We start from the raw sequence: 21880 nt of genomic DNA, 5'->3' as shown, positions 1-21880 counted from the left end.
AATTAGTCCAACACCGCTCTAAAGACCAGAGTTATTGAGAATTCACATATTTTTCAATGCGTTAAGTACGCGAACGTCACTTCCGTGGGCTAAGCTAAGCGTCCAGTTGCCAGCAAATTTCATTTAAAACGAAACAGTATTTCATTTTGAAAAATAGTGCGAGACCTTTGATGGTCGGGCATTGCGACCAAGCGACGGCGTACAGCGATAGACCGCGTTGCCAGATCCTCGCTATCGCAAGATACTGTGCACGCGTTTTTACCTACTGCACTTTTTAACTAGTGCATCTTTTACCATTGCATCAGGGGAATATAATGAGGGCAAAACTGCTGAAGTTGAGCGGACCCGTACTGGTACTCGCAACCGCCGTCGGTGTTGTTTTGCTCCTCAAGGCGACCGCGCCAGAGCCTCAGACCGACGAAGCGCCCCCTCGCCCGGTAACGGTTTATACCCATCTCGCAGAGCGCAGTGATGCGGTGCTGAATGTGCAGACTCAGGGTGAAGTTCGGGCCCGCACTATGATTAATCTCACAGCGCAGGTGGGCGGACGTGTTATCTCCGTTTCACCGGAGTACGTCGAAGGAGGACGTTTTGATCCCGAGACCGTACTGCTAAAAATAGATGACAGCGATTATCGCCTCGCCCTGCGGGAAGCCGAGGCAGCGGTGGCGGCGGCGGAGCTCTCCGTAGAGCAGGCGCTCGCCGACGCCGACGTAGCTCGAAAACAACTGCGCGACATCCCAAACGCCTCCAGCCTGTCCCTCAAAAAACCGCAAATTGCCGAAGCAAAAGCCCGCCGGGAAGCGGCGCTTGCCGCACTGGAACTGGCCAGACTGAACCTGGAGCGCACGAATATCCGCCTGCCCTTCGAGGGCCGGGTCGCAAGCACGAGTGTGCATATCGGCGAGGTGATTACCAAGGGCTCGATGCTGGCCGAGGTATTTTCCACGGACCGCGTGCAGGTTCGCCTGCCGCTGAACAATCGTCAGCTTTCGGCGCTGGGTTTACCCATCGGTTTTGCCGCAGCTGTGGATGCTGCACCCAAGGTAGCGTTCACTGCCGACGTCGCGGGTACCACCCAACACTGGACCGGTCACCTGCGGCGCATAGACGCCGCGGTGGATCCGGGCACCCGCCTGATCTACGCCACCGCAGAGGTGGAAGACCCCTACGGTCTTGGGCGGTCTGAGGAGGGTATGCCTCTCGCCGTGGGACTGTTTGTCGAGGCAGAGGTCGTGGGACGAAGCCTTGAGAAAACCGTACGCATACCCAGTAAGGGCCTCCGTCCGGGCAATCAGCTGTTCGTTGTGGACTCCAGCGGACTGCTGGACATTCGCACTGCGGAAGTCGCCCACAGCAGCTCCGAGTACGCGATCATCAGTAAAGGCCTTCGCCCCGGGGAGCGCCTCGTGGTTTCCGCTCTCCGAAATCCCATTTCAGGCATGGCATTGTCGACCATCGATGAGCGCCGGTTCGCGGCCCGGGAAGACTGATTATGGAACGCCTTATCTCCTGGTGGGTACACAACCCCGTCGCCTCGAACCTGCTCATGGTCGGCATTTTGCTGGCCGGACTCATCGGTTTTATCTCCATGGAGCGGGAGGCGTTCCCCCAGGTAAAGCCCTACCAGGCCAATATCGAGGTCATCTGGCCCGGCGCAGCGCCCCAGGAAGTGGAAGAGCAAATCATCTCGCGCATCGAGGACAGGCTCAAAGATCTCGATCAAATCAACCACATTTATTCCACGGCCGTGGAGAGCATGGCTGAGATCACCGTCTCTACTTTCCCGGGCGTAGACATTAACGGTTTTCTCAATGACGTGAAGAATGCCGTGGATTCGGTCACCTCCCTACCTCGGGACATTGAGAATCCCCGCGTACGGCGCAGCCAGTTCAAACAGGAAATGCTGCGGGTTGCGGTCCACGGTGATGTCAGTGAACGGGAGCTGACGCGTCTTTCTGAAGATCTGCGCCGCGAGGTTGCCACCCTCCCCTGGGTGTCGACCATCGAGCTTTTCGGCACCCGTCGGGAAGAGGTCACCATTGAGCTCTCCGAGGCCAGTCTGCGGCAGTATGCCCTGTCTTTTGCAGAGGTCGCCGCTGCGATCCGTGCCAGCTCCATCAACCTCTCCTCAGGGCAGGTACGCACCGCCACCGGTGACGTACAGATTCGCGCTCGCAACCTGGCGGACACTGAGCAGGACTTCTCTCGGATTATTGTTCGCCAAAATGCTGACGGCGGCACCATCAGAGTCGGTGACGTGGCACGGGTGATCGATGGCTTTGAGGACAATGAAATCCTCGCCACCATGAACGGTCAACCAGCGGTGTTACTGCAGGTGCAGAGCACTGACAACATGCAGGTGGTGAAAGCCAGTGAGGCCGTGCATGCCTGGATGGAGGAGCGGCGCAATAGTCTTCCCAAGGGTATCGAGCTGTCCATGTGGTTTGATACGGCAGATATCTACAGTGAACGCATGGAGCTTATCGGGAAGTCCTCCTATCTTGGTCTGGCTCTGGTCTTTCTGGTGCTCATCCTGACCTTGCGACCCCGGGTCGCCCTCTGGGTGACTGCCGGCATCGGCGTGGCATTTCTCGGCACTTTTTCCATACTCCCCATCAACGATGTTTCCCTGAACGTGATGTCCACCTTTGCTTTTTTGCTGGTGCTGGGTATCGTGGTAGACGATGCAATTGTGGTGGGCGAAAGCATTCATCACCACGCCCATGAAATGGGCGGCGGCAGTGAGGCTGCTGTACAGGGCGCCTTTGCCGTGTCCAGGCCGGTAATCTTCGCTGTACTCACCACCATGATCGCCTTCGCGCCCTGGCTTTTTGTGTCTGGCGAAGCGGCTCAGGTGACCCGTCAGCTGTCTATCGTCATCACCGCTGCGCTGACCATCTCGTTGATCGAGGCCTTCTTCATACTCCCCTCACACCTCCGCGACCTGTCGCATCGCAAAGATCTGAAGGGACTGGCGCTGCGCCAGCAGAAAATCGAGCACAGCATCTCGAACTTCGCGCAGCGGGTTTACCAGCCGATTCTGCGCTGGGCGCTAGAGCGACGCTATCTGACGGCCAGTGCATTTGTGGGCGCTTTTATGATCGCCATAGGCCTCTTCAGCACCGGCTGGGTAAAGTTTTACTTCATGCCCCAGGTAGAAAGCTCGCAAATTGTCGTGGATGTAAAACTGCCCCCGGGCACTTCCTACGAACGCGCCCTCAGCGTCCTTGATCAGCTCCAGGCAGCAGAGCGCTCACTGGTAGAGGAAGTGGACGAAGCTGCGCGTACTACCGGCGAAGGCACGGGACAACTCATTGAGGGCTGGTATACCCGCTCTCGTCGCGACAGCGTGATTGCCATCGTGAAACTTGCACCACCGGAAGTTCGGGATTTGTCGGCCCGGGAAACAGCCGAACGCTTGCGAGCCCTGGTTGGCGACATTCCAGATGCCGATGAGATACAAGTGAATTACACACTTAACGATAACGGTGCGGACATCACCTATTTACTCCGACATCGTGATGGCGAAGCACTCACTGCAGCGTCGAAAGAACTGCAGACAAAGATCAGCAGCTATAACGGGGTGCTCGATGTCCGTGACAGCCAGCAGGGCGAGACCGACGAGATTGTGCTCAGTCTCAAACCCGGCGCAGAGACACTGGGCATCCGCCTCGCCGACGTCTCCCGTCAGGTCCGCCAGGCCTATTTCGGGGAAGAGGTGCAGCGCCTTCCCCGTGCCAATGGCGATGTAAAAGTGATGGTCCGCTACCCCACGGAAGCCAGGCGCACCCTGTCCAGTCTCAATGATTTCCGGGTGCGTACCGCCGATGGCCGAGAGGTGCCCCTTTTCGCCATCGCCGATGTGGAGCTCCAGGGCGGTGTACAGCGAATCCAGCGGCGCGATGGCAATCGCGTAGTGTATGTCCGGGCAGATCTTGAGCAGGACCTTATCAGCGATATCAAACGGGACATCGATGATAATTACCTTCAGGAACTGCAGGCCGAGTATCCAGGGCTGGTGATCCTCAAGGGGGGAGCTCAGGAAGAAGAAGATCAGTTTATCGGTGAAATCACGTCGCTTTACGCCATCGCGCTGTTTGCCATGTATGCACTCATAGCCATCGCATTCCGCTCCTACTGGCTACCCCTGCTGATAATGACTGCGATCCCCTTCGGCTTTATGGGCGCGATCTTCGGTCACCTGATTTTTGCGACTCCTCTCGCACTCTTCTCCTACTTCGGTATCGGTGCTGCCGCCGGCGTCGTGGTCAATGACAACCTTGTGCTGGTGGACTACATAGGCCGCTTGCGAGAGAGAGGCCGCGATACCTTCGATGCGGTGGTAGAGGCCGGAGTGAACCGCTTTCGGCCAATCCTTCTGACCACAGTTACCACCTTCGTGGGTCTCATCCCCATCATGGCGGAGCGCAGCACCAACGCACAGTTTCTCAAGCCCGCCGTGCTATCCCTGTCCTTCGGCGTATTGTTTGCGCTCTTTGTTACCCTGCTCCTGGTACCATCGCTCTATCTCATAGGTGAAGACGTGGCAAAAGCGATGGGCATTGCCCGCCAGCGTTTCTGGCCGGGAGGAAACCCGTCGGCAATCACCGATAGCGGCTCCTGATTTGGAACAAAAAAACCGCGCTGCGAGGCGCGGTTTTTTTGTGCTTCAGAACTACCTTACTCAAACTTTAAATAAGCCTCGGTAAGCTTATCAATCCCCCAGGAGTCCGCACGCTGACTCGGCGGGTATTTCTCGAAAGTCATCAGGAACTGCTGCATCACAGCACCTCCCATGTACATCTGGGCAGCTTTATCCACATACCAGTCCCAATAGGTATTGGAGTTGTGATCCGCGCGCTCAAAAGGGTCCCGACGGAGGTGAAACAGTTTCGGTAGTCGCAGCGTTACAAAAGGCTCCGCCCACAATGCCAGGGTCTTCGCCCGATTCTCGGCGTAGACCGACTTCCAGTCGCCGAAGCGCACGGCAACGGGAGCACCAATATCATTGATATAGATAAAGCTCTTGCGGGGGCCTTTCTCCGCTTCGCCCGTGAGATACGGGAGAAAATTGTAGCCATCCAGATGCAGGGTCGCATTCTTGTTGCCTACACGTTTACCCTCCAACAGCTCTTGCTTGAGCTGCGACTCACCGGCGGCCGCAGCGAGGGTGGGCATCCAGTCAAGATGCGACATAATCTCAGTAGACACCTGACCTGAGGAGATTTTGGCCGGCCATCGGACCATGGCCGGCACCCGGTAGGCTCCCTCCCAGTTGGAGTTCTTTTCACTGCGAAACGGCGTAACCCCCGCATCGGGCCAGGTGTTGAAGTGGACACCGTTATCCGTGGAGTAGAAAACAAGGGTGTTTTCTGCAATACCCAGCTTGTCGAGCTGATCCAGCAGCGACCCTACGAGCTCGTCGTGCGCCACCATGACGTCATTGTAAAAACCCTGGCCGGACTTACCCTTGTGCTTGTCAGCCCGGTGCGTCCTGAAATGCATACCGGTGGTATTGACCCAGACAAAAAATGGTTTGTCCTCTGCCACACTTTTATCAATGAATGTGCTGGCGGCGTCGACAAACTCCTCGTCCGCGGTCTCCATACGTTTGCGTGTAAGAGGCCCCGTATCTTCGATGCGACCGTCGGCGTAAGAATGAATTACCCCCCGGGGACTGAAGCGTTGCTGAAACCAGGCCTCCTGGGGATAGTCCTCATCCTCGGGCTCCTCCTCCGCGTTCAGGTGATACAGGTTGCCGTAGAACTCATCGAAGCCATGATTGGTGGGAAGGAACTTGTCCTTGTCGCCCAGATGATTTTTACCGAACTGCCCCGTGGCATAGCCTTTGGTTTTAAGCACCTCCGCGATAGTGATGTCCCGGTCCTGGAGCCCCAGCTCAGCACCCGGCTGACCGACCTTAGACAGACCCGTGCGTAGCGGCGACTGTCCGGTGATGAAGCTTGAGCGTCCCGCGGTGCAGCTCTGATCGCCGTAATAGTCGGTAAAGCGCACTCCCTCATCCGCAATGCGATCGATGTTCGGCGTGCGGTAGCCCATGATGCCGTCACCGTAGGCGCTGATGTTGGTGATCCCGATATCGTCACCCCAGATAACCAGGATATTAGGCTCATCTGCGGCCTGACCGGTGATGGCAACGCCGGCGAAAGCCGCTGCCCCCAACAAGGTTCGGAACTTGGTTGTAATCCCCATGACGCGTCTCCTAGCGCTTTCCATGACACTTTTCACAGCATCTTTCATAGCACCTTTCATAACAACTTCCTTTTTTATTAGATTACCAGGACAACAGCCGCTCTACCGTCGCTGCCCTGGCCTCACGAAATTTGCTTACTGCTGTTGCTGCGCCTGAAACTGCGCCAGTTGCTCGGCGGTCGCTTCCTTCTGGTGCTGGCTCTTCCAATTTCCGTAGGGCATGCCATAAACCCGTTCCCGGGCCGCCTCGTAGTCCACGCTGACTCCTCGCTCTTCCGCCGCAGCAACATACCACTTGGACAAGCAATTCCTGCAGAAACTAGCAAGGTTCATGAGTTCGATATTCTGCACCTCCTTGTGCTCATCCAGATGCTTGAGGAGCCGACGAAACACGGCGGCCTCCACATCGTTTCGCAAACTCTCATCGTCATTCAAAGGGGCGTTCTGTGCGTCGCTCAATGCTGTTCTCCCGCGGTTAACTGTTGATCAAAAGCAAGTTTAACCCTATCCCCTCCAAGCTCCCTTCGCAATTCCTCGAGGAGTTCTTCGCTGGGCGATACCCGCCACTGCTGACCCAGCATCAGCGATGCGCTCTGCCGACCCTGGTGATAGCGAAGCCTCACGGGGCATGCTCCCGGGGCCGTGGCCAAAAGCTCACGAAGAAAATCCCGAAATTTGTCAGTCACCTCGGCGGCGTCCACATGAAGGGTCAGACCCGAAGCCAGACGGGCACGTTCCTCAGCGAGGCTGTGCAGCGCTGACACGCGCATGACCGTGGCCCCGCTGCGGTCATCCTGCGAGAGGCGGCCCTCCGCAATGACAATCTGATCTTTTACCAGCAGCTCCCGATACTGCTGATAAACCTCGGAAAAAGCAGTGGCCTCCAGGCGTGCACTGCGGTCGTCCAACACAAACACCGCCATCGCACCCCGGGCGCTTTTCATGGCCCGCATGCTGAGAATCAAGCCCGCTACGCGACAGTTTCCACGACTGTCGGTGCGCAGGTCTGCCAAACGCTGGGGGGCAAAGCGACGCAGCTCTTCTTCGCAGCCGTCGATAGGATGACCGGTCACATATAAACCCAGGGTGTCACGCTCCCCCTGGAGACGCTCCCGGTCTGTCCAGGGACGAACGTGACGCAGGGAGCCATAGGGGTCACCCTGCTCCTGGCTCGCCTCGACGGTTTCACCAAAGAGATCGACCATACCCGCGTCTCGGTTTGCCGCATTCTGCTCCGCAGCGCGCAGGGCATCATCAATACCCGCGAGGAGAACCCAGCGTTCCGTGCCCAGGGAATCAAAGGCGCCGCTGCGCACCAGGGCCTCCAGGGCTTTGCGGTTGAGCTTGCGCGGGTCCGTCCGGGCACAGAAATCAAAGAGATCGCGGAAAGGTCCCTGAGCTTCACGACTCTCAAGGAGTCCCGAGACCGGCCCCTCTCCCAGGCCTTTGATCGCACCCAGACCGTAGACGATTTCCCCAGCCTCGCTAACGGTAAACATGTAGCGGCCTTCGTTCACGTCCGGCAGGCGCACCGTGAGCCCCATGCGTCGGCACTCCTCGATAAACACCACAATCTTGTCGGTGTTATCCAGTTCCGAACTCATCACCGCTGCCATAAACGCGGCGGGATGATGCGCCTTGAGCCAGGCCGTCTGATAGGACACCAGGGCGTAGGCGGCAGAGTGGGATTTGTTGAATCCGTAGCCGGCGAACTTTTCCACAAGGTCAAAAATCTTTGTGGCCAAATCAGCATCGACGCCCTTGGACGCCGCTCCCGCTGCAAACACCGAGCGCTGCTTGGCCATTTCTTCGGGTTTCTTTTTACCCATGGCACGGCGCAGCAGATCAGCACCACCGAGGGTGTAGCCCGCCAGAATTTGCGCTATCTGCATCACCTGCTCCTGATACAGAATGATGCCGTAGGTAGGCTCCAGCACCGGTTGTAAAAGCTCGTGCTGATAATCCGCATCGGGGTAGGAGACCTTCTCACGACCGTGCTTGCGATCGATAAAGTTGTCCACCATTCCCGACTGCAGAGGTCCCGGGCGGTAAAGGGCAACGAGCGCGATAATGTCCTCGAAACAATCCGGCCTCAGGCGGGCGATCAACTCCTTCATACCCCGGGATTCCAGCTGGAATACCGCGGTGGTTTCCGCCGATCGCAGGAGGTCAAAGGATGCCGGATCATCCAGGGGTATCTGATTGATATCCAGCGGCGCCTCATTGTTCCGGGCGCGTATTTCGTTGATCATCCCCTGGGCCCAGTCGATGATGGTCAGGGTGCGAAGCCCCAGAAAGTCGAACTTAACAAGACCTGCGTCTTCCACATCATTCTTGTCGAACTGGGTGACCAGGCCTGCGCCCTCGTCATCGCAATACAGCGCTGAAAAGTCCGTGAGCTCCGAGGGCGCGATGACAACACCCCCCGCGTGCTTACCGACGTTTCGCGTTACACCCTCGAGCTGTACCGCCATGTCCCAGATTTCCTGGGCTTCGCCATCATCGCGAAGAAACTGCTGCAGGCTCTCTTCCTGCTCCAGAGCTTTTTCCAGCGTCATCCCCACTTCAAAGGGAATCATTTTGGACAATCTGTCGCCGAGCCCGTAGGACTTGCCCTGCACTCTTGCGACATCGCGAACCACCGCTTTTGCGGCCAGGGTACCGAAGGTGATGATCTGGGAGACCGCCTCGCGGCCATAGGTCTCAGCGACGTAATCGATGACCTCGTCTCTTCGCTCCATGCAAAAATCAACATCGAAGTCAGGCATGGAGACCCGCTCGGGATTCAAAAATCGCTCGAAGAGCAACTCATATTCCATGGGATCGAGGTCGGTAATGGACAGGCAGTAGGCAACCAGAGAACCCGCACCGGAACCTCGGCCCGGGCCTACGGGAATGCCCCGTTCCTTGGCCCAGCGGATGAAATCCATAACGATCAGAAAGTAGCCGGGGAATCCCATATCGATGATCGTGTCCAGCTCAAAGTCCAGACGGGCACGGTAGTCCTGCTCCAGCGCCTCTGCGTTTTCCCGCTGATGAATCTGCAGTGTTTTCAGACGCTCATCCAGGCCCCGATGAGACAGCTCGCGAAAGTAGGCATCCATGGTCATGCCCTCGGGCACCGGATAATCCGGTAAACACACGCGCCCCAGCTCAATTTCCATGGAGCAGCGTCGGGCAATGGCGACGGTGTTTTCCAGGGCCTCGGGAATATCCTCGAAGAGTTCCTGCATTTCTTCGGCGCTGCGCAGATACTGCTCTTCGCTGTAGCGCCGCTGCCGGCGGGGGTCATCCAGCACCCGGCTTTCGGCAATGCAAACCCTTGCTTCGTGGGCCTCAAATTCGCTGGCGTCAATAAAACGCACGTCGTTGCTGGCCACCACCGGACAGCTGTAGTGCTCCGCGAGGGCAAGCGCCGCGTGCACGTGTTCCTCGTCACCGACCCGCCCCGTGCGCTGCAGTTCGAGATAGAAGCGACCGGGAAAAAGATTCAGACAGCGTTCCAGACGCTGCTTGGCCAAGTCGGTTTTGTCGTTCACCAGTGCCTGGCCAACCTCCCCGGCGGCTCCACAGGACAAGGCCAGCAGGCCTTCCGCGCCCTCCGCAAGCCACTCCCACAGTACCCTTGGGCCCTCATGGGTCTGCCCCTCCCGATAGGCCCGGGACAGAAGACGCGTCAGATTGAGGTAGCCCGTGGAGTTCATCACCAGTAAACACAGTGGGTGTGCCTCATCGGATTTGAGGGATTCCGTTACCCACACATCGGCTCCAAAGATAGGCTTGATCCCTGCGCTTACGGCCGCTTTATGAAACTTGATAAGACCGTAAAAATTGCACACGTCAGTAACGGCAATCGCCGGCATGCCGAGCTCTGCCGTACGTTGTGCGAGGGCCTTGATCCTCACAAGACCATCGCTGAGGGAATATTCGCTGTGTACTCGTAAATGAACAAAATCCGACAAGGATCAGTCTCCTTCGATAACGGCGCGCACCGGTGCAAAGCTGCGACGGTGCAAGGGGGTGACCCCGTAAGTTTTCAGTGCGGCCATGTGTGCGGCCGTGGGATAGCCCTTGTGACTGTCAAAGCCATACTGGGGCCAGAGAAGATGCTGTTCACACATGTAATTGTCCCGCGCCACCTTGGCGACGATGGATGCCGCGGCAATTTCCGGGACCAGGGCATCGCCCTTTACCACGGCGATGCTGGGATATTCCCAGCGGGGCAGCTGTCTACCATCAACAAGCACCAGGTCCGGGTCCAGACCGAGGGCGTCCACCGCTCGCCACATCGCCAGCAGGCTGGCCTGCAAAATATTCAGAGTATCAATTTCCTCCGGGGAGGCTCGCCCCAGGGCAACCCCCCGAGCGCGAGCCAGCAGCTGTTCACTGAGGGCTTCGCGACGTTTGGCTGTGAGCTTTTTGGAGTCGGTAAGGCCGACAATGGCATCGGCAGGATCCAGCACTGCTGCCGCGGCGACAACATCCCCCGCCAGAGGACCTCGGCCCACCTCATCGACCCCGACGATGCAGGCATCATCGGGCAGTTTCGCGATCGCTGATTCCCAGTCGCCCAAGACCATCAGCCGAGCTTAGCCCCCGCTTTACCACCGGTACCGTCAACAGCACTTGCCCCGCTCACCAAAGCCTCCATGGCGGGTCCCAATGCGGTATCAAAGTCACGCTCCATGGCCGCTACAAAGGGACGCAGAGCCAGCACCTGGGCGTCGCCCTGGGCGAGGAGTATTTCCGCTTCCAGCGCGAGCGCCGAGGGGGTCAGCGCATCCTGCAGGAGCTCGGGGACCACGGGGCTCTTCGCCAGTATGTTAGGAAGTGCCACAAAGGACGTCACCGCCAGCCGGGACATCAGCGCCCAGGAGGTTTTGGCCACGCGATAGGCAACTACCATAGGTCGCTGGAGCAGCATCGCCTCCAGGGTCGCCGTCCCCGAAGCCAGCACCACGACATCGGCAGCAATCATCGCATCACGGGACTGCCCCTCGAGCAGGCGCACCTCTCCTTCCGCGCTGCTAATCTTCAATAGCTCCCGGCATTGCTGCAAACGCTCACCATTTGCGGCGGGCATGAGCAGCTGTCGACGGGAGTCCCGGGCACGAAGCATGCGGCCCGCATCGATGAGGCATTGACCCAGCTGCGCAACCTCGCTGCCGCGACTCCCGGGAAGCAGTGCCACCACCGGCACATTCTGATCAATGCCCAGCTTCCGGCGGACTGATTCCCGCGTCGGTGCCTGCTGGAGCTCCGCAACCAGGGGATGCCCCACAAAGGTGGTGGACAGGGCCACCTCGTTGTACAGCGGCGGTTCAAAGGGAAAAAGGCACAGGAGACTGTCGACGGACCTGGCGACGGTGTGTATCCGACCCTGACGCCAGGCCCACACCGTAGGACTTACCAGCTGAGCTGTGCGAAGCCCCCCTTTACGGAGTCGTCGCGCCAGGGCCAGGTTGAAGTCTGGCGCATCAATCCCCAGAAAAAAGGCCGGCGGTGCGGCACTCCATCGCCTGTACAGTTCACGGCGCATACGCAGGAGTTCCGGCAATCGCCCCAGGGGCTCCATGAGCCCCATAACCGCCAGGCGCTCCATGGGATACAGACTGTGAAAACCCTCCGCTTCCATGGCCTGCCCCCCCACACCTTCGAGATGCAGGCTGCGACCGGGAAACTGGGCCCGGAGCGCTCGAATCACCCGGCTCCCCAAAACATCACCGGAGCTCTCTCCCGCGATCATAGCGATACGCAGGCTGTTTCCTGAGTCCTGGGGGGCGTCTGAACGGGAACCGTTCAGAGCGTCAGCGAACGATGCCGCGCTCGGACGCGCGAATCGAGTCGATAAGCACTTTGACCTCGGGAGTATCGCTCAGCATGGTTTCGAGACGCTGAATAGCAATATCCAAGGTCAGGTTCTGACGATAAAGAATCTTGAACGCCCGACGCAGCTGACTCACCGCGGAATCCGAAAATCCCCGCCGGCGCAAACCTTCGGTGTTAATAGTCTTTGCCTCCGCCGGAGATCCGGAGACGGTAACGTAGGCAGGAACATCCTTGCCGATGGCGGTCTGCATACCACTGAAACTGTGCTGCCCGATGCGGCAAAACTGATGAACCAGGGTATAGCCGCTCAGTATCGCCCAGTCATCAACGTACACATGCCCGGCCAGGGCAACATTATTGACCAGAATCGTATGGTTACCGATGACGCTGTCATGGCCGATGTGTGCATAGGCCATGATCAGATTGTCGTTGCCAATAATGGTCTCGCCACGATCCTGCACGGTCCCGCGGTGAATGGTGACACCCTCGCGGATGGTATTGCGATCACCAATGGTGAGGCGCGTGGGCTCATCCTGATATTTGAGATCCGGGGTCGCTTCACCCACGGAGGCGAACTGATAAATATGATTGCCCTCGCCGATACTCGTAGGCCCCTTGATCACTACATGGGACTCAATGACGGAATCACGGTCGATCTCTACGCCGTCACCGATATAGGACCAGGGTCCGATACGGACACCATCGGCGATCTTCGCCCCAGGCTCAACGATAGCCTGTGGATGAATCATGCGGGACGGTCAGCACAGAGTATGGTCGCGGAAGCGCAGCGCTGGCCGTCCACTTCGGACTGCACGGCGAATTTCCAGATCCCGCGCTTTTCTCCGAGAATCTGCGCCTTGAGGTGCACGCAGTCACCGGGCACACAGGGACGCTTGAAGCGAAGGTTGTCAGCCCCCACGAACATGTAAATGGACCCGCCTGCAGGCGTTTTTCCCATGGTCTTAAAACCCAGAATCCCCGCCGCCTGAGCCATGGCCTCTACCAGCAGCACGCCGGGGAACACGGGGTTATCGGGGAAGTGTCCATCAAAAAAAGGCTCATTAATGCTGAGATTCTTGTAGGCTACGATGGATTCGCCGGGGGTCAGTTCTACGACCCGATCTACCAGCAGGAAGGGATAACGGTGAGGAAGGTGGTCACGGATCTCCGATATGTCCATTAGACAGTTATTGTTCAAGTCCGCTATTCCTTTTTTGCAATTAACCGTTAATCGTCGTCGCCAGCTGCCTCATCCAGCGCGTTCAGCCTGGCCTCCAGCTTCACAAGGCGACGCTGGAGCGCATCGAGCTGGCTGAAGCGCACCGCGTTCTTGCGCCATTGGCGCGTCGGTTCCAGGGGTGTTCCCGATGAGTAGTTGCCCGGCTCTTCGATCTTCCTGGCAACTTTTGCCTGCCCGGTGAAGTGCGCATTGTCGCAAATCTTCAGGTGACCGGATACTCCGACCTGTCCGGCAAATGTACAATCCTCGCCCACAACGGTACTCCCCGCCATGCCCACGCAGCCAGCGATCGCGGTGCGGCGACCAATGACGCAATTGTGGGCAATATGCACCTGATCGTCGATGATCACGTCATCTGCGATCACGGTATCGTCGAGAGCCCCCCGGTCGATAGTCACACCCGCCCCGATATCGACCCGGTTACCAATGCGCACGCTGCCGAGCTGAGAGATTTTTTCCCAGCCATCAGCCCCCCTCGCAAAACCGAACCCGTCAGCACCGATGATGCTGTTAGCGTGGACGACACAGTCATCACCCAGCACCACACCGTGATAGAGAACGGCGCCCGGCCATAGACGACTGTTCTTGCCGAGGCGCGCACCGTGGCCCACATAAGCACCGTGTCCCAGTACGACATTCTCTCCCAGCACGGCCCCCGCATCTACGCAGGCACCGGGACCTATACTCGCCGAAGCCGGGACCGTGGCCGTGGGGTCAATGAAGGCGCTGGGATGCATGCCGGCAGCGGGTCGCGGCAAAGTTTCGAAGAGCCGCGACAGCCGTGCGTAGGCCAGATAGGGGTCAGCCACACAGACGCATGGCACAGGGCAGTCATCCAGCCACTCGGCCTTAAGAATGACGCATCCAGCGCGACAGTCCTTGAGAGCATCCAGATAGCGGACCTCCGACACAAAGGCCAGATCCCGGGGGCCGGCACGCCCGAGGGGCGCGATGGCATCCAGTTCGATGTCCGCATCCGCTGTACCCGGTTCACACCCCAAATGTGCCACCAGGTCGCCGAGGGTCACCATGTCAGACGCTTAGTTTGCCGCGGAACGCTGGTTGAGCTTGTCGGTGACTTTCGCAGTAATACTGTAACCGGGGTCCGCATGAATCACGGAGGTGCGCTGCAGCAGGAGGCCGATACCTTCCGTGGTGATCAGCTCACTCAAGACTTCCTGCACCATGGGCGACATCTCCTGAAGGAGCGCCTGCCCCGTGGCCTGCTCTGCCTGCTGGAGTTTACCGCCAACGTGCTCCAGGTCCGCCTGCTTGCTTGCCAGACGCTTACGCGCGGCAATCTGCTGCTCCTGGCTCATCACCGCCGCGTCTTTCTGAAACTCCCGGACGAGCTTGTCCAGCTCTTCCCGGAGACGGTCAAACTCATCTTTGTCGGCTTTGTAGCCCTCTTCACTGCGCACAGTGTCAAGACGCTGCTGCGCTGCATCGGACTGCAAGATAGCCGCCTGCAGGTCGACGACCGCAACCTTACCCTGGGCAAATGCTCCGAGCGGCGTCATGGCAACACCCAGGGCAACAATGGCTAAAAACTTCTTCATCACAACAATTACTCCTTGGAGAAAAAAACTGAAAAACGGTGAAAATTTAGAAACTCTGCCCCAGCGTGAACTGGAATACTTCTTCGCGGTCGATTTCTGAAGCATTCAATGGCTTTGCTATCGCGAAGGTAAGGGGACCGAATCCGCTCAGCCACGTGACACCAACTCCTGCAGAATAGCGCAGTTCGTCTGCGTCGAAATCAAAACAGTTGGGCTGATTGATGCCGCAGTTGTTGTTAAATACATTGCCCACGTCAACAAAAAACGCGGAGCGCACGCGGCTGCGATCTTTCAGGAAGGGCAAGGGGAACAGTAATTCTGCGCTGCCTTCCACCAGGACGTTGCCACCGAAAGGCGCTGCCCTGCGCTGCTGCTGAAAGGTTTCAAAGTCGAGCTTGCCCGTTTCCGGATTCAGCTGATAGCCAAACTGTCGACCATCGGGACCGCCAATTTCCGTCGGCTGGCCATTTTCATCGATACCGGTGGTGGGCTGGTCCACGGTGTAAATACTGGGCGGCGTGCTGCGAGGCCCCAGGGTGTTCACCTCAAAACCTCGGACGGAACCAAAGCCACCGGCAAAGAAGTGCTCATAGAACGGAAGCTCGGTGGTTTTACCGTAGCCGTCGCCATAGCCGACTTCAGAGCGAAAATGCAGAATCCAGTCATTCTTGATGGGGTAGAAGACCTCACCGCGATAGGTGAGCTTATAAAACTCCAGATCGGATCCTGGCATGGATACTTCCAGGGCAACGGACTGCGCTGCTCCCCGGGTGGCCATCTGGCCGCGATTCAATGTGGATTGACTCCAACTGCTAGTGAGCGTCCAGTTGAGATAGGAGTCGCCGTTTTCGTCGAGGAAGCCCAGCTCCGGCGGAATGGTTAACGCGCTCAGGGGCAGATCGGCGAGGGGCTGAATAACCTCCGGCTCGCCAAAGCTTCCGTCATCGAGTCGCGTGCTTTCGTAGAAACTCTCAACACCCTGCAACAATCGGGGGCTGGCCTTGATTTCCTGCACCGCGAAACGACCGGCGGTAATGTCCGTCTTGGCCAGGCCAAAGCTGAAACCCAGACGAGCCGTTTCCTTAATGGGATAACCAAAGTTAATCGCTCCGCCCCAGGTGTCCGTCGTGTAGCTCGCCACGTTTACCTCAGCAAGATCCGTAGAGCGGAAGAAAACGTTAAAACCCCGGCTGACACCATCCTCCGTGAAATAGGGATTGGTGTAGCTGAAGTTGTAGAGATCCTGAAACTGGGACGAGGACAGATTAATCCCTACACGCTTACCCGTGCCCAGGAAATTATTCTGCTGCAGGTTGAGACTCAGGATCAGACCCGCCTGCTGCGCAAAGCCCAGACTGGCGCCGATGCTGCCGGAGGTTTGCTCCTCTACGGTGAATTCAACGTCAATGAGATCGTCGTGTCCCGGAACTTCCGGCGTCTCGACTTCGGCCTTACTAAAGAACCCCAGACGCTGGAGGCGGATACGTGACTGTTCGATGGCGGCAGCGGAGGCCGGCGCGCTCTCCATCTGGCGCATCTCCCGCCGGAGGACGTTATCGGCAGTTCGCGTATTGCCCTTGAAGCTGATGCGTCGCACATAGGTACGCTTGCCGGGATCCACGAAAAACTTGATTGCGACGGTATTGTCCTCTTCGTTCATTTCGGGAATGCCGGTGACCTTGGCAAAATTATAGCCCTCGTTCCCCAGCCGGCGGGTGAGATAGTCCTCTGACGATGTCACCAATTGCTGGGAAAAGGTCTGCCCATCCCGCACCAGCACGAAACGGCGAAGGTCGGCTTCGGGGAGTACCAGATCCCCGGAGAGATCCACTTCACTGACCGTAAACTTGTCGCCCTCAATCACGTTCGCTGTGATGTAGACCTCTTCCTTGTTGGGGGAGACGGACACCTGAGTTGAGTCAATAACAAACTGCAGGTAACCCCGGTCCATGTAATAGGAAGTCAGCTTTTCCAGGTCGCCGGTGAGCTTCTCCCGGGAGTACTTGTCATCGTTGGTAAAAAAGGACAGCAAACCAGTGGTTTTGAGCTCGAAGAAATCCTTGAGCTCCTCGTCGCTAAACACCTTGTTGCCCACAACGTTCACGTGTTTGATAGCGGCAACCGTGCCTTCATCTACATCAATATTGATGGCCACCCGGTTCCGGGGTTCGGGAATCACTTCGGCATCGATGGCCGCATCGTAGCGCCCCTGAATCACGTACTGCCGCTGCAATTCCAGCTGCATCCCTTCCAGGGTTGAGCGCTGAAACACCTGCCCCACGGACAAACCCGCGCCTTTCAATCCCTCCAGCAGGGCTTCCGTTTCAATAGCCTTGTTACCGTCAATGGTGATCTCGCTGATACTGGGGCGCTCAGCGACCACGACCACCAGTACGGTGCCGTCGCGGCCGATGCGGATATCGTCAAAATTCCCCGTAGCAAACAGCGAACGCGCTGCCCGGCGGATGCTTGCCGTGTCGGCAAGATCCCCCACGCCGATGGGCATGGAGGCGAACACTGAGCCGGCGGCGATACGCTGAAGTCCTTCCACCCGAATATCTGACACCACAAAGGCCTGGGAAGCGGTCGCCTGTGGTCCCCCGTTAGCAGCGCCAGGCTCCTGTGCAGACAAAGTCAGGGGACCCATCGCCGCACAGAAACAGGTCAGATACACCGCAGCACGACGCCGGGAAGTCACCCGGAATCGTGACCGCAGCTTCGCAAGTGCGCCGGCAAAACCCGCATCGCCCAATAGCGCTATCACGGTAGTGTTCATTCCCTTCGTCAAAGTTGTATCCGCCAGACGCCGCAGCGCCTGGCTAAGCTCCCTGGGCACCTTTAGGAAAGGCGCGAAAAATCGTTGTAAAGCGCAAATACCATGAGACTGACCACCATCAGAAGGCCAATCTGATACCCCACCATCTGCACACGTTCCGGCACCGGCTTCCCCACCACAAGCTCAATGCTGTAATACAGCAGATGACCGCCATCCAGCACGGGTATGGGTAAAAGATTCAGCACGCCGAGGCTTACACTGAGCAGCGCAAGAAAACCGATGTAGGACTCCAGACCGGACTTGGCCGAAGTGGTCGCCACTTTAGCAATGGTGATGGGACCACTCAAGTTTTTCGGAGAGATGAGCCCCTGTACCATTTTAACCATAGAGTTCACCGTAAAACCGACCATTTCGGCGGTGCGCTGAACGCCGGCACCGAGGGCCTCTATGGGACCGCGATGAAACTCGCGACGCTGGCTTTCGGGCATCTCGGGAAGCACAACGCCAACGCCGACGCGACCGATGACTTCCCCCGCATCCGTGGTGGATTCCTCGGGGGTGAGGGTAAACTCGAGAGGGGCGCCGTCTCGCTCAAGTCGCACGCTCATGGCTTCACCGGGGCGGGCACGAACATAGTCAACCCAGTCTTCCCAAAGCGCCATAGGCACGCCGTCGGTGGAGATAATTCTGTCTCCCGGCTGCAGACCGGCCCGCTCCGCGGGACTTCCCGGAACCACCTCATCCAAAAGGGGAACAACGGGCGGCATGTAAAGCGTGAGTCCAAGGCCGCCGAGCAGATCAGGCTCCTCGTCGCCGGCGAGCCAGCGATTGAGCTCTCCCCGGGAGTCATAGATGACATCAGATTCGGGATAGCGCACGGAGAACCGTATGGCACCGGTATCCCCGATGCGATCCAGCAAACGGAAGGACACCGCTTGCCAGGTGGGGGTTTTGCGACCGTCGATGGCGACAATTTCCTGCCCGGGCTCCAGTCCCGCCACTTCGGCGACAGATTCGGTTTCCACTTCACCGATAATCGGGGCATAGCCGCTCTCTCCGGCGATAAACAACGCCCAGTAGGCGACGATAGCCAGGATAAAGTTAGCTAAGGGCCCCGCGACCACCACGGCGATCCGCGACAGGACCGGCTTACGGTTAAAGGCCAGGTGCTGCTCGGCGGGATCCACCTCCCCTTCGCGCTCATCGAGCATCTTGACGTAGCCACCCAGAGGAATAGCTGCAATGGCATATTCGGTGTCCAGAGAATCTTTCCAGCGCAGCAACGGCTTGCCAAAGCCAATGGAAAAACGCAGTACCTTCACGCCACAGCGACGGGCCACCCAGAAATGCCCGAACTCATGCACCGCAACCAGTACCGCCAGCGTCGCCAGCGTAATACCAATGCTGTAGAGAATATCGATCAAAGCTTTGCTGCTCCCTTGCTTTCAACGCTCTCGACGCTTGCCCTGTTGGACCTGCCTCCAGTGCTCACGGCGGCGCCTTTGTGCAATCCCTGCTTGACGTATTGATGTGCGAAGGCCCTCGCCTGCCGATCCACATCTTCGACCTCAGCAAGGCTCCTGGGTTCAATCAACGGGATGCCCGAAAGTGCCGCCTCAATGACCACCGCAATATCGAGAAACCCGATCTGCCCCTCGAGGAACGCCGCTACCGCAACCTCGTTGGCGGCATTGCACACTGCCATGGCGCTACCACCGCTGGCGATACATTCCCGAGCGATGCGTAAGCAGGGAAAAGCCATCATGTCCGGGGGTTCAAAATCCAATCTTCCCGCCGCGACAAGATCCAGCGCTTTCACTCCCCCATCGATCCGCTCAGGCCAGGCGAGGCAGCAGGCGATGGGGGTGCGCATGTCTGGCTCACCCAGCTGCGCCAGAACCGAGCCATCGTCATAGCGCACCAGGGAGTGGACGATGCTCTGCGGGTGAACCACCACCTCCACCTGATCCTCAGATACATCGAACAGCCAGCATGCCTCTGCCAGCTCCAGGCCCTTGTTCATGAGACTGGCGGAATCCACGGATATCTTGCGCCCCATATCCCAGTTGGGGTGCGCACAGGCCTGCTCCGGCGTCACCTGCTGCAGGAACTCGCGGTTCTTGCCACGAAAAGGCCCTCCGGACGCGGTGAGAATCAAACCGGCCACGCCGTCGCGCTGAGGGCGCGCCCGCGCATCGACGGGCAGGCACTGAAAAATAGCATTGTGTTCGGAGTCCACGGGCAGCAGGATCGCGCCACCCTCTTCCACGGCGCCCATGAGGAGACTACCCGCGGTCACCAGGGCTTCCTTATTGGCAAGGAGAAGTCGTTTTCCCGCCCGGGCCGCCGCCATGGCCGAGGCCATGCCCGCCGATCCGACAATCGCCGCCATCACCGTGTCTACGTCATCATGGGCAGCGACCTCCTCCAGAGCGCCGGCGCCTGCCAGTACCTCGGTCTTCAATCCACGCTCCGCCGCAACCCGCCGGGCGAGTTCCGCTGCTGATGACTCGTCCGTAAGCACGGCGTAGCGCGGCTGAAACTGGCGACACTGTTCAAAAATAGCATCCACGGAGCGCCGCGCCGCCAGTGCAAACACTTCAAAGCGATCCGGGTGCTTCCGAAGAACGTCCAGAGTATTCACGCCGATGGAGCCATTGGAGCCCAGCACCGCAACCCGTTGCAGATCCGCAGCCCCCATCAGAACCCCACCATGACCAGACCCAGGGCAAAGGTCGGCGCGGCGGCACACAGACTGTCCAGGCGATCCAGCAGCCCCCCGTGTCCCGGCAGCATGCTGCTGGAATCCTTGACGCCCCCCACCCGCTTCACCATGCTCACGGTGAGATCACCGAGCACCGACGCAAATGCCGTTGCCAGCACCACCACCAGAACGGCGACCAGGCTGAGATGATCGAAGCGTTCAGGCAAAAGACTCCAGATACCCACCGCGAGGACCGCGACCGCCAGGACTCCGCCCCAGAACCCCTCCCAGGTTTTCCCCGGACTGACCGCCGGTGACAGCGCGTGGCGCCCGAAGGCCTTACCGGTAAAGTAGGCACCGATATCCGCGGTGGCAACGATGAGCACCAGGGCGACCATGACCGCGCCACGCGCTTCGATAGTTAACAGATACAGCGCCGCGAACCAGGCGGGGACCAGAATCAGGACTCCTATCAAGGAGCGTCCCAGGCGGCTATCCCAAAGACCAGCGCTTGCGGGGAAGGACTTCACCCAAAGCAGTGCAAAGCACCACCACAGGCAGGTAAGCCCCAGTACCGGCTGCACGAGGTCCCGGGTAAAACTCTGGCCGTCGTCGGCGTAGCGATACAGTGCGCCGGCACAGGCCAAAACCAGCAGCAAATAAAGGATTTTTGACCGCAGGGGTGCAAGTCCCGCGAGCAGCGACCACTCCCAGGCCCCCAGGGCGATAATCACCAGGAAGATGCCCGCCAGAACCGGCGTGGGCAGCCAATAGGCGCCCGCCAGGAAGGCTCCCGCCATGGGAATAGCCGTTAGAACCCGCTGCTTAAGCATCCAGCGATCCGCCAAAGACGATGCCGTCGGGCTCGCCGCGACCACCGAAGCGTCGCTCGCGCTTTCCATAATCCGCCAACGCCCGGGCAAATTCGAGCTCACCAAAATCGGGCCAAAGTATCGGCGTAAAATAGAACTCGCTGTAGGCAAAATCCCAGAGCAGAAAATTGCTGATGCGCGCATCGCCGCCGGTGCGGATACACAGATCAGGGCTGGGAAAATCGCCAAGGGACAGTGCGCTTTGAAGCAGCTCCGCCGTGATGTCACTCGGCTGAAGCTCACCTTTCTGACAGCGCTTTGCAAGCCCCTGCGCCGCCTGGGTGATATCCCACTGGCCGCCATAATCTACGGCGATGACGACGGTAGCCGCGGTATTGTTCGCCGTTACGGTCTCGGCGTGGTTGATAAGCCGCTGAAGCCCCGCACTGAAACGACTCCGCTTACCGATAAAATGCAGTCGCACGTTATCTTCATGCAGCTGCTTGACCTCTGTGCGCAGGTAGCGGGAGAACAAGGCAAGGAGTGATCGAACCTCGGGTAAAGGGCGAGACCAGTTCTCGGAACTGAACGCAAATAGCGTGAGCACCTCAATCCCGTGCTCACGGCAGGCTCGCATGATGTCGCGCACTGCCTCTACACCGGCGCGATGTCCCGCAACTCCGGGCAGCGAACGTTGGCGGGCCCAGCGGTTATTACCATCCATAATGATGGCGACATGCCGGG

The 21880-nt window shown here is 58.6% G+C and carries 16 protein-coding genes; 2 read left to right on the top strand and 14 right to left on the bottom strand.

The window, feature by feature from the left end; genetic code table 11:
* Positions 1-314 precede the first annotated feature (314 nt).
* Entirely contained in the window at positions 315-1493 is a 1179-nt protein-coding gene (locus ACTG3T_RS12225) for an efflux RND transporter periplasmic adaptor subunit (protein ID WP_439102553.1), read from the top strand.
* Between the two features lie 2 nt (positions 1494-1495).
* A complete protein-coding gene (locus tag ACTG3T_RS12220; RefSeq protein WP_439102552.1) occupies positions 1496-4627 on the top strand; it encodes an efflux RND transporter permease subunit in 3132 nt (1043 codons plus the stop codon).
* Positions 4628-4683: 56 nt separating this feature from the next.
* Here ACTG3T_RS12220 and ACTG3T_RS12215 read toward each other — a convergent pair whose 3' ends face one another.
* The 14 genes from ACTG3T_RS12215 to uppS form a co-directional block, all read right to left on the bottom strand.
* Positions 4684-6216: an arylsulfatase gene (locus ACTG3T_RS12215; RefSeq protein WP_439102551.1), complete on the bottom strand. Its 1533-nt coding sequence runs from the start codon at positions 6214-6216 to the stop codon at positions 4684-4686.
* A 135-nt stretch (positions 6217-6351) separates the two neighbouring features.
* On the bottom strand, positions 6352-6675 hold the full coding sequence (locus ACTG3T_RS12210) for a DUF1244 domain-containing protein (RefSeq protein ID WP_439102550.1): 324 nt from the start codon (positions 6673-6675) through the stop codon (positions 6352-6354).
* Positions 6672-10178 carry a DNA polymerase III subunit alpha gene (gene dnaE, locus ACTG3T_RS12205; protein ID WP_439102549.1) on the bottom strand — a complete coding sequence of 1169 codons (3507 nt, stop codon included), beginning with the start codon at positions 10176-10178 and terminating at the stop codon, positions 6672-6674. Before dnaE ends, ACTG3T_RS12210 begins: the two co-directional genes overlap by 4 nt.
* Positions 10179-10181: 3 nt before the next feature.
* On the bottom strand, positions 10182-10796 hold the full coding sequence (rnhB, locus tag ACTG3T_RS12200; protein WP_439102548.1) for a ribonuclease HII: 615 nt from the start codon (positions 10794-10796) through the stop codon (positions 10182-10184).
* Complete coding sequence (lpxB, locus tag ACTG3T_RS12195) at positions 10796-11968, bottom strand: lipid-A-disaccharide synthase (protein ID WP_439102585.1); 1173 nt, start codon at positions 11966-11968, stop codon at positions 10796-10798. The genes rnhB and lpxB overlap by 1 nt, the downstream gene beginning before the upstream one ends.
* Before the next feature lie 55 nt (positions 11969-12023).
* The gene (gene lpxA, locus ACTG3T_RS12190; RefSeq protein WP_439102547.1) at positions 12024-12794 is read right to left on the bottom strand and encodes an acyl-ACP--UDP-N-acetylglucosamine O-acyltransferase; all 771 of its coding nucleotides are present in this window, start codon (positions 12792-12794) and stop codon (positions 12024-12026) included.
* Positions 12791-13225: a 3-hydroxyacyl-ACP dehydratase FabZ gene (gene fabZ / locus ACTG3T_RS12185; RefSeq protein WP_439102584.1), complete on the bottom strand. Its 435-nt coding sequence runs from the start codon at positions 13223-13225 to the stop codon at positions 12791-12793. The genes lpxA and fabZ overlap by 4 nt, the downstream gene beginning before the upstream one ends.
* A gap of 47 nt (positions 13226-13272) precedes the next feature.
* Positions 13273-14316: a UDP-3-O-(3-hydroxymyristoyl)glucosamine N-acyltransferase gene (lpxD, locus tag ACTG3T_RS12180; RefSeq protein WP_439102546.1), complete on the bottom strand. Its 1044-nt coding sequence runs from the start codon at positions 14314-14316 to the stop codon at positions 13273-13275.
* Positions 14317-14325: 9 nt separating this feature from the next.
* A complete protein-coding gene (locus ACTG3T_RS12175) occupies positions 14326-14844 on the bottom strand; it encodes an OmpH family outer membrane protein (protein ID WP_439102545.1) in 519 nt (172 codons plus the stop codon).
* A 46-nt stretch (positions 14845-14890) separates the two neighbouring features.
* Positions 14891-17491: an outer membrane protein assembly factor BamA gene (gene bamA / locus ACTG3T_RS12170; protein WP_439102583.1), complete on the bottom strand. Its 2601-nt coding sequence runs from the start codon at positions 17489-17491 to the stop codon at positions 14891-14893.
* 191 nt (positions 17492-17682) lie between these two features.
* Entirely contained in the window at positions 17683-19044 is a 1362-nt protein-coding gene (gene rseP, locus ACTG3T_RS12165; RefSeq protein ID WP_439102544.1) for an RIP metalloprotease RseP, read from the bottom strand.
* Positions 19041-20321, bottom strand: coding sequence for a 1-deoxy-D-xylulose-5-phosphate reductoisomerase (ispC, locus tag ACTG3T_RS12160; protein ID WP_439102543.1), 1281 nt, complete (start codon positions 20319-20321; stop codon positions 19041-19043). Before ispC ends, rseP begins: the two co-directional genes overlap by 4 nt.
* Positions 20321-21226 carry a phosphatidate cytidylyltransferase gene (locus ACTG3T_RS12155; RefSeq protein WP_439102542.1) on the bottom strand — a complete coding sequence of 302 codons (906 nt, stop codon included), beginning with the start codon at positions 21224-21226 and terminating at the stop codon, positions 20321-20323. Before ACTG3T_RS12155 ends, ispC begins: the two co-directional genes overlap by 1 nt.
* Positions 21150-21860, bottom strand: a complete 711-nt coding sequence (gene uppS / locus ACTG3T_RS12150) for a polyprenyl diphosphate synthase (protein WP_439102582.1) — start codon at positions 21858-21860, stop codon at positions 21150-21152. Before uppS ends, ACTG3T_RS12155 begins: the two co-directional genes overlap by 77 nt.
* Positions 21861-21880 lie beyond the last annotated feature (20 nt).

Source organism: Congregibacter sp. (assembly GCF_965660375.1).
Lineage (GTDB): Bacteria > Pseudomonadota > Gammaproteobacteria > Pseudomonadales > Halieaceae > Congregibacter.
The sequence above is the reverse complement of the archived record's forward strand: the minus strand, read 5'-3'. Positions and strand labels throughout refer to the sequence as shown.

Coding starts and splice junctions, on each gene's coding strand:
- ACTG3T_RS12225 (WP_439102553.1), top strand. CDS start 315: ATGAGGGCAAAACTGCTGAAGTTGAGCGGACCCGTACTGGTACTCGCA.
- ACTG3T_RS12220 (WP_439102552.1), top strand. CDS start 1,496: ATGGAACGCCTTATCTCCTGGTGGGTACACAACCCCGTCGCCTCGAAC.
- ACTG3T_RS12215 (WP_439102551.1), bottom strand. CDS start 6,216: ATGGGGATTACAACCAAGTTCCGAACCTTGTTGGGGGCAGCGGCTTTC.
- rnhB (WP_439102548.1), bottom strand. CDS start 10,796: ATGGTCTTGGGCGACTGGGAATCAGCGATCGCGAAACTGCCCGATGAT.
- lpxA (WP_439102547.1), bottom strand. CDS start 12,794: ATGATTCATCCACAGGCTATCGTTGAGCCTGGGGCGAAGATCGCCGAT.
- fabZ (WP_439102584.1), bottom strand. CDS start 13,225: ATGGACATATCGGAGATCCGTGACCACCTTCCTCACCGTTATCCCTTC.
- lpxD (WP_439102546.1), bottom strand. CDS start 14,316: ATGGTGACCCTCGGCGACCTGGTGGCACATTTGGGGTGTGAACCGGGT.
- ACTG3T_RS12175 (WP_439102545.1), bottom strand. CDS start 14,844: ATGAAGAAGTTTTTAGCCATTGTTGCCCTGGGTGTTGCCATGACGCCG.
- bamA (WP_439102583.1), bottom strand. CDS start 17,491: ATGGGTCCCCTGACTTTGTCTGCACAGGAGCCTGGCGCTGCTAACGGG.
- ispC (WP_439102543.1), bottom strand. CDS start 20,321: ATGGGGGCTGCGGATCTGCAACGGGTTGCGGTGCTGGGCTCCAATGGC.
- ACTG3T_RS12155 (WP_439102542.1), bottom strand. CDS start 21,226: ATGGAAAGCGCGAGCGACGCTTCGGTGGTCGCGGCGAGCCCGACGGCA.
- uppS (WP_439102582.1), bottom strand. CDS start 21,860: ATGGATGGTAATAACCGCTGGGCCCGCCAACGTTCGCTGCCCGGAGTT.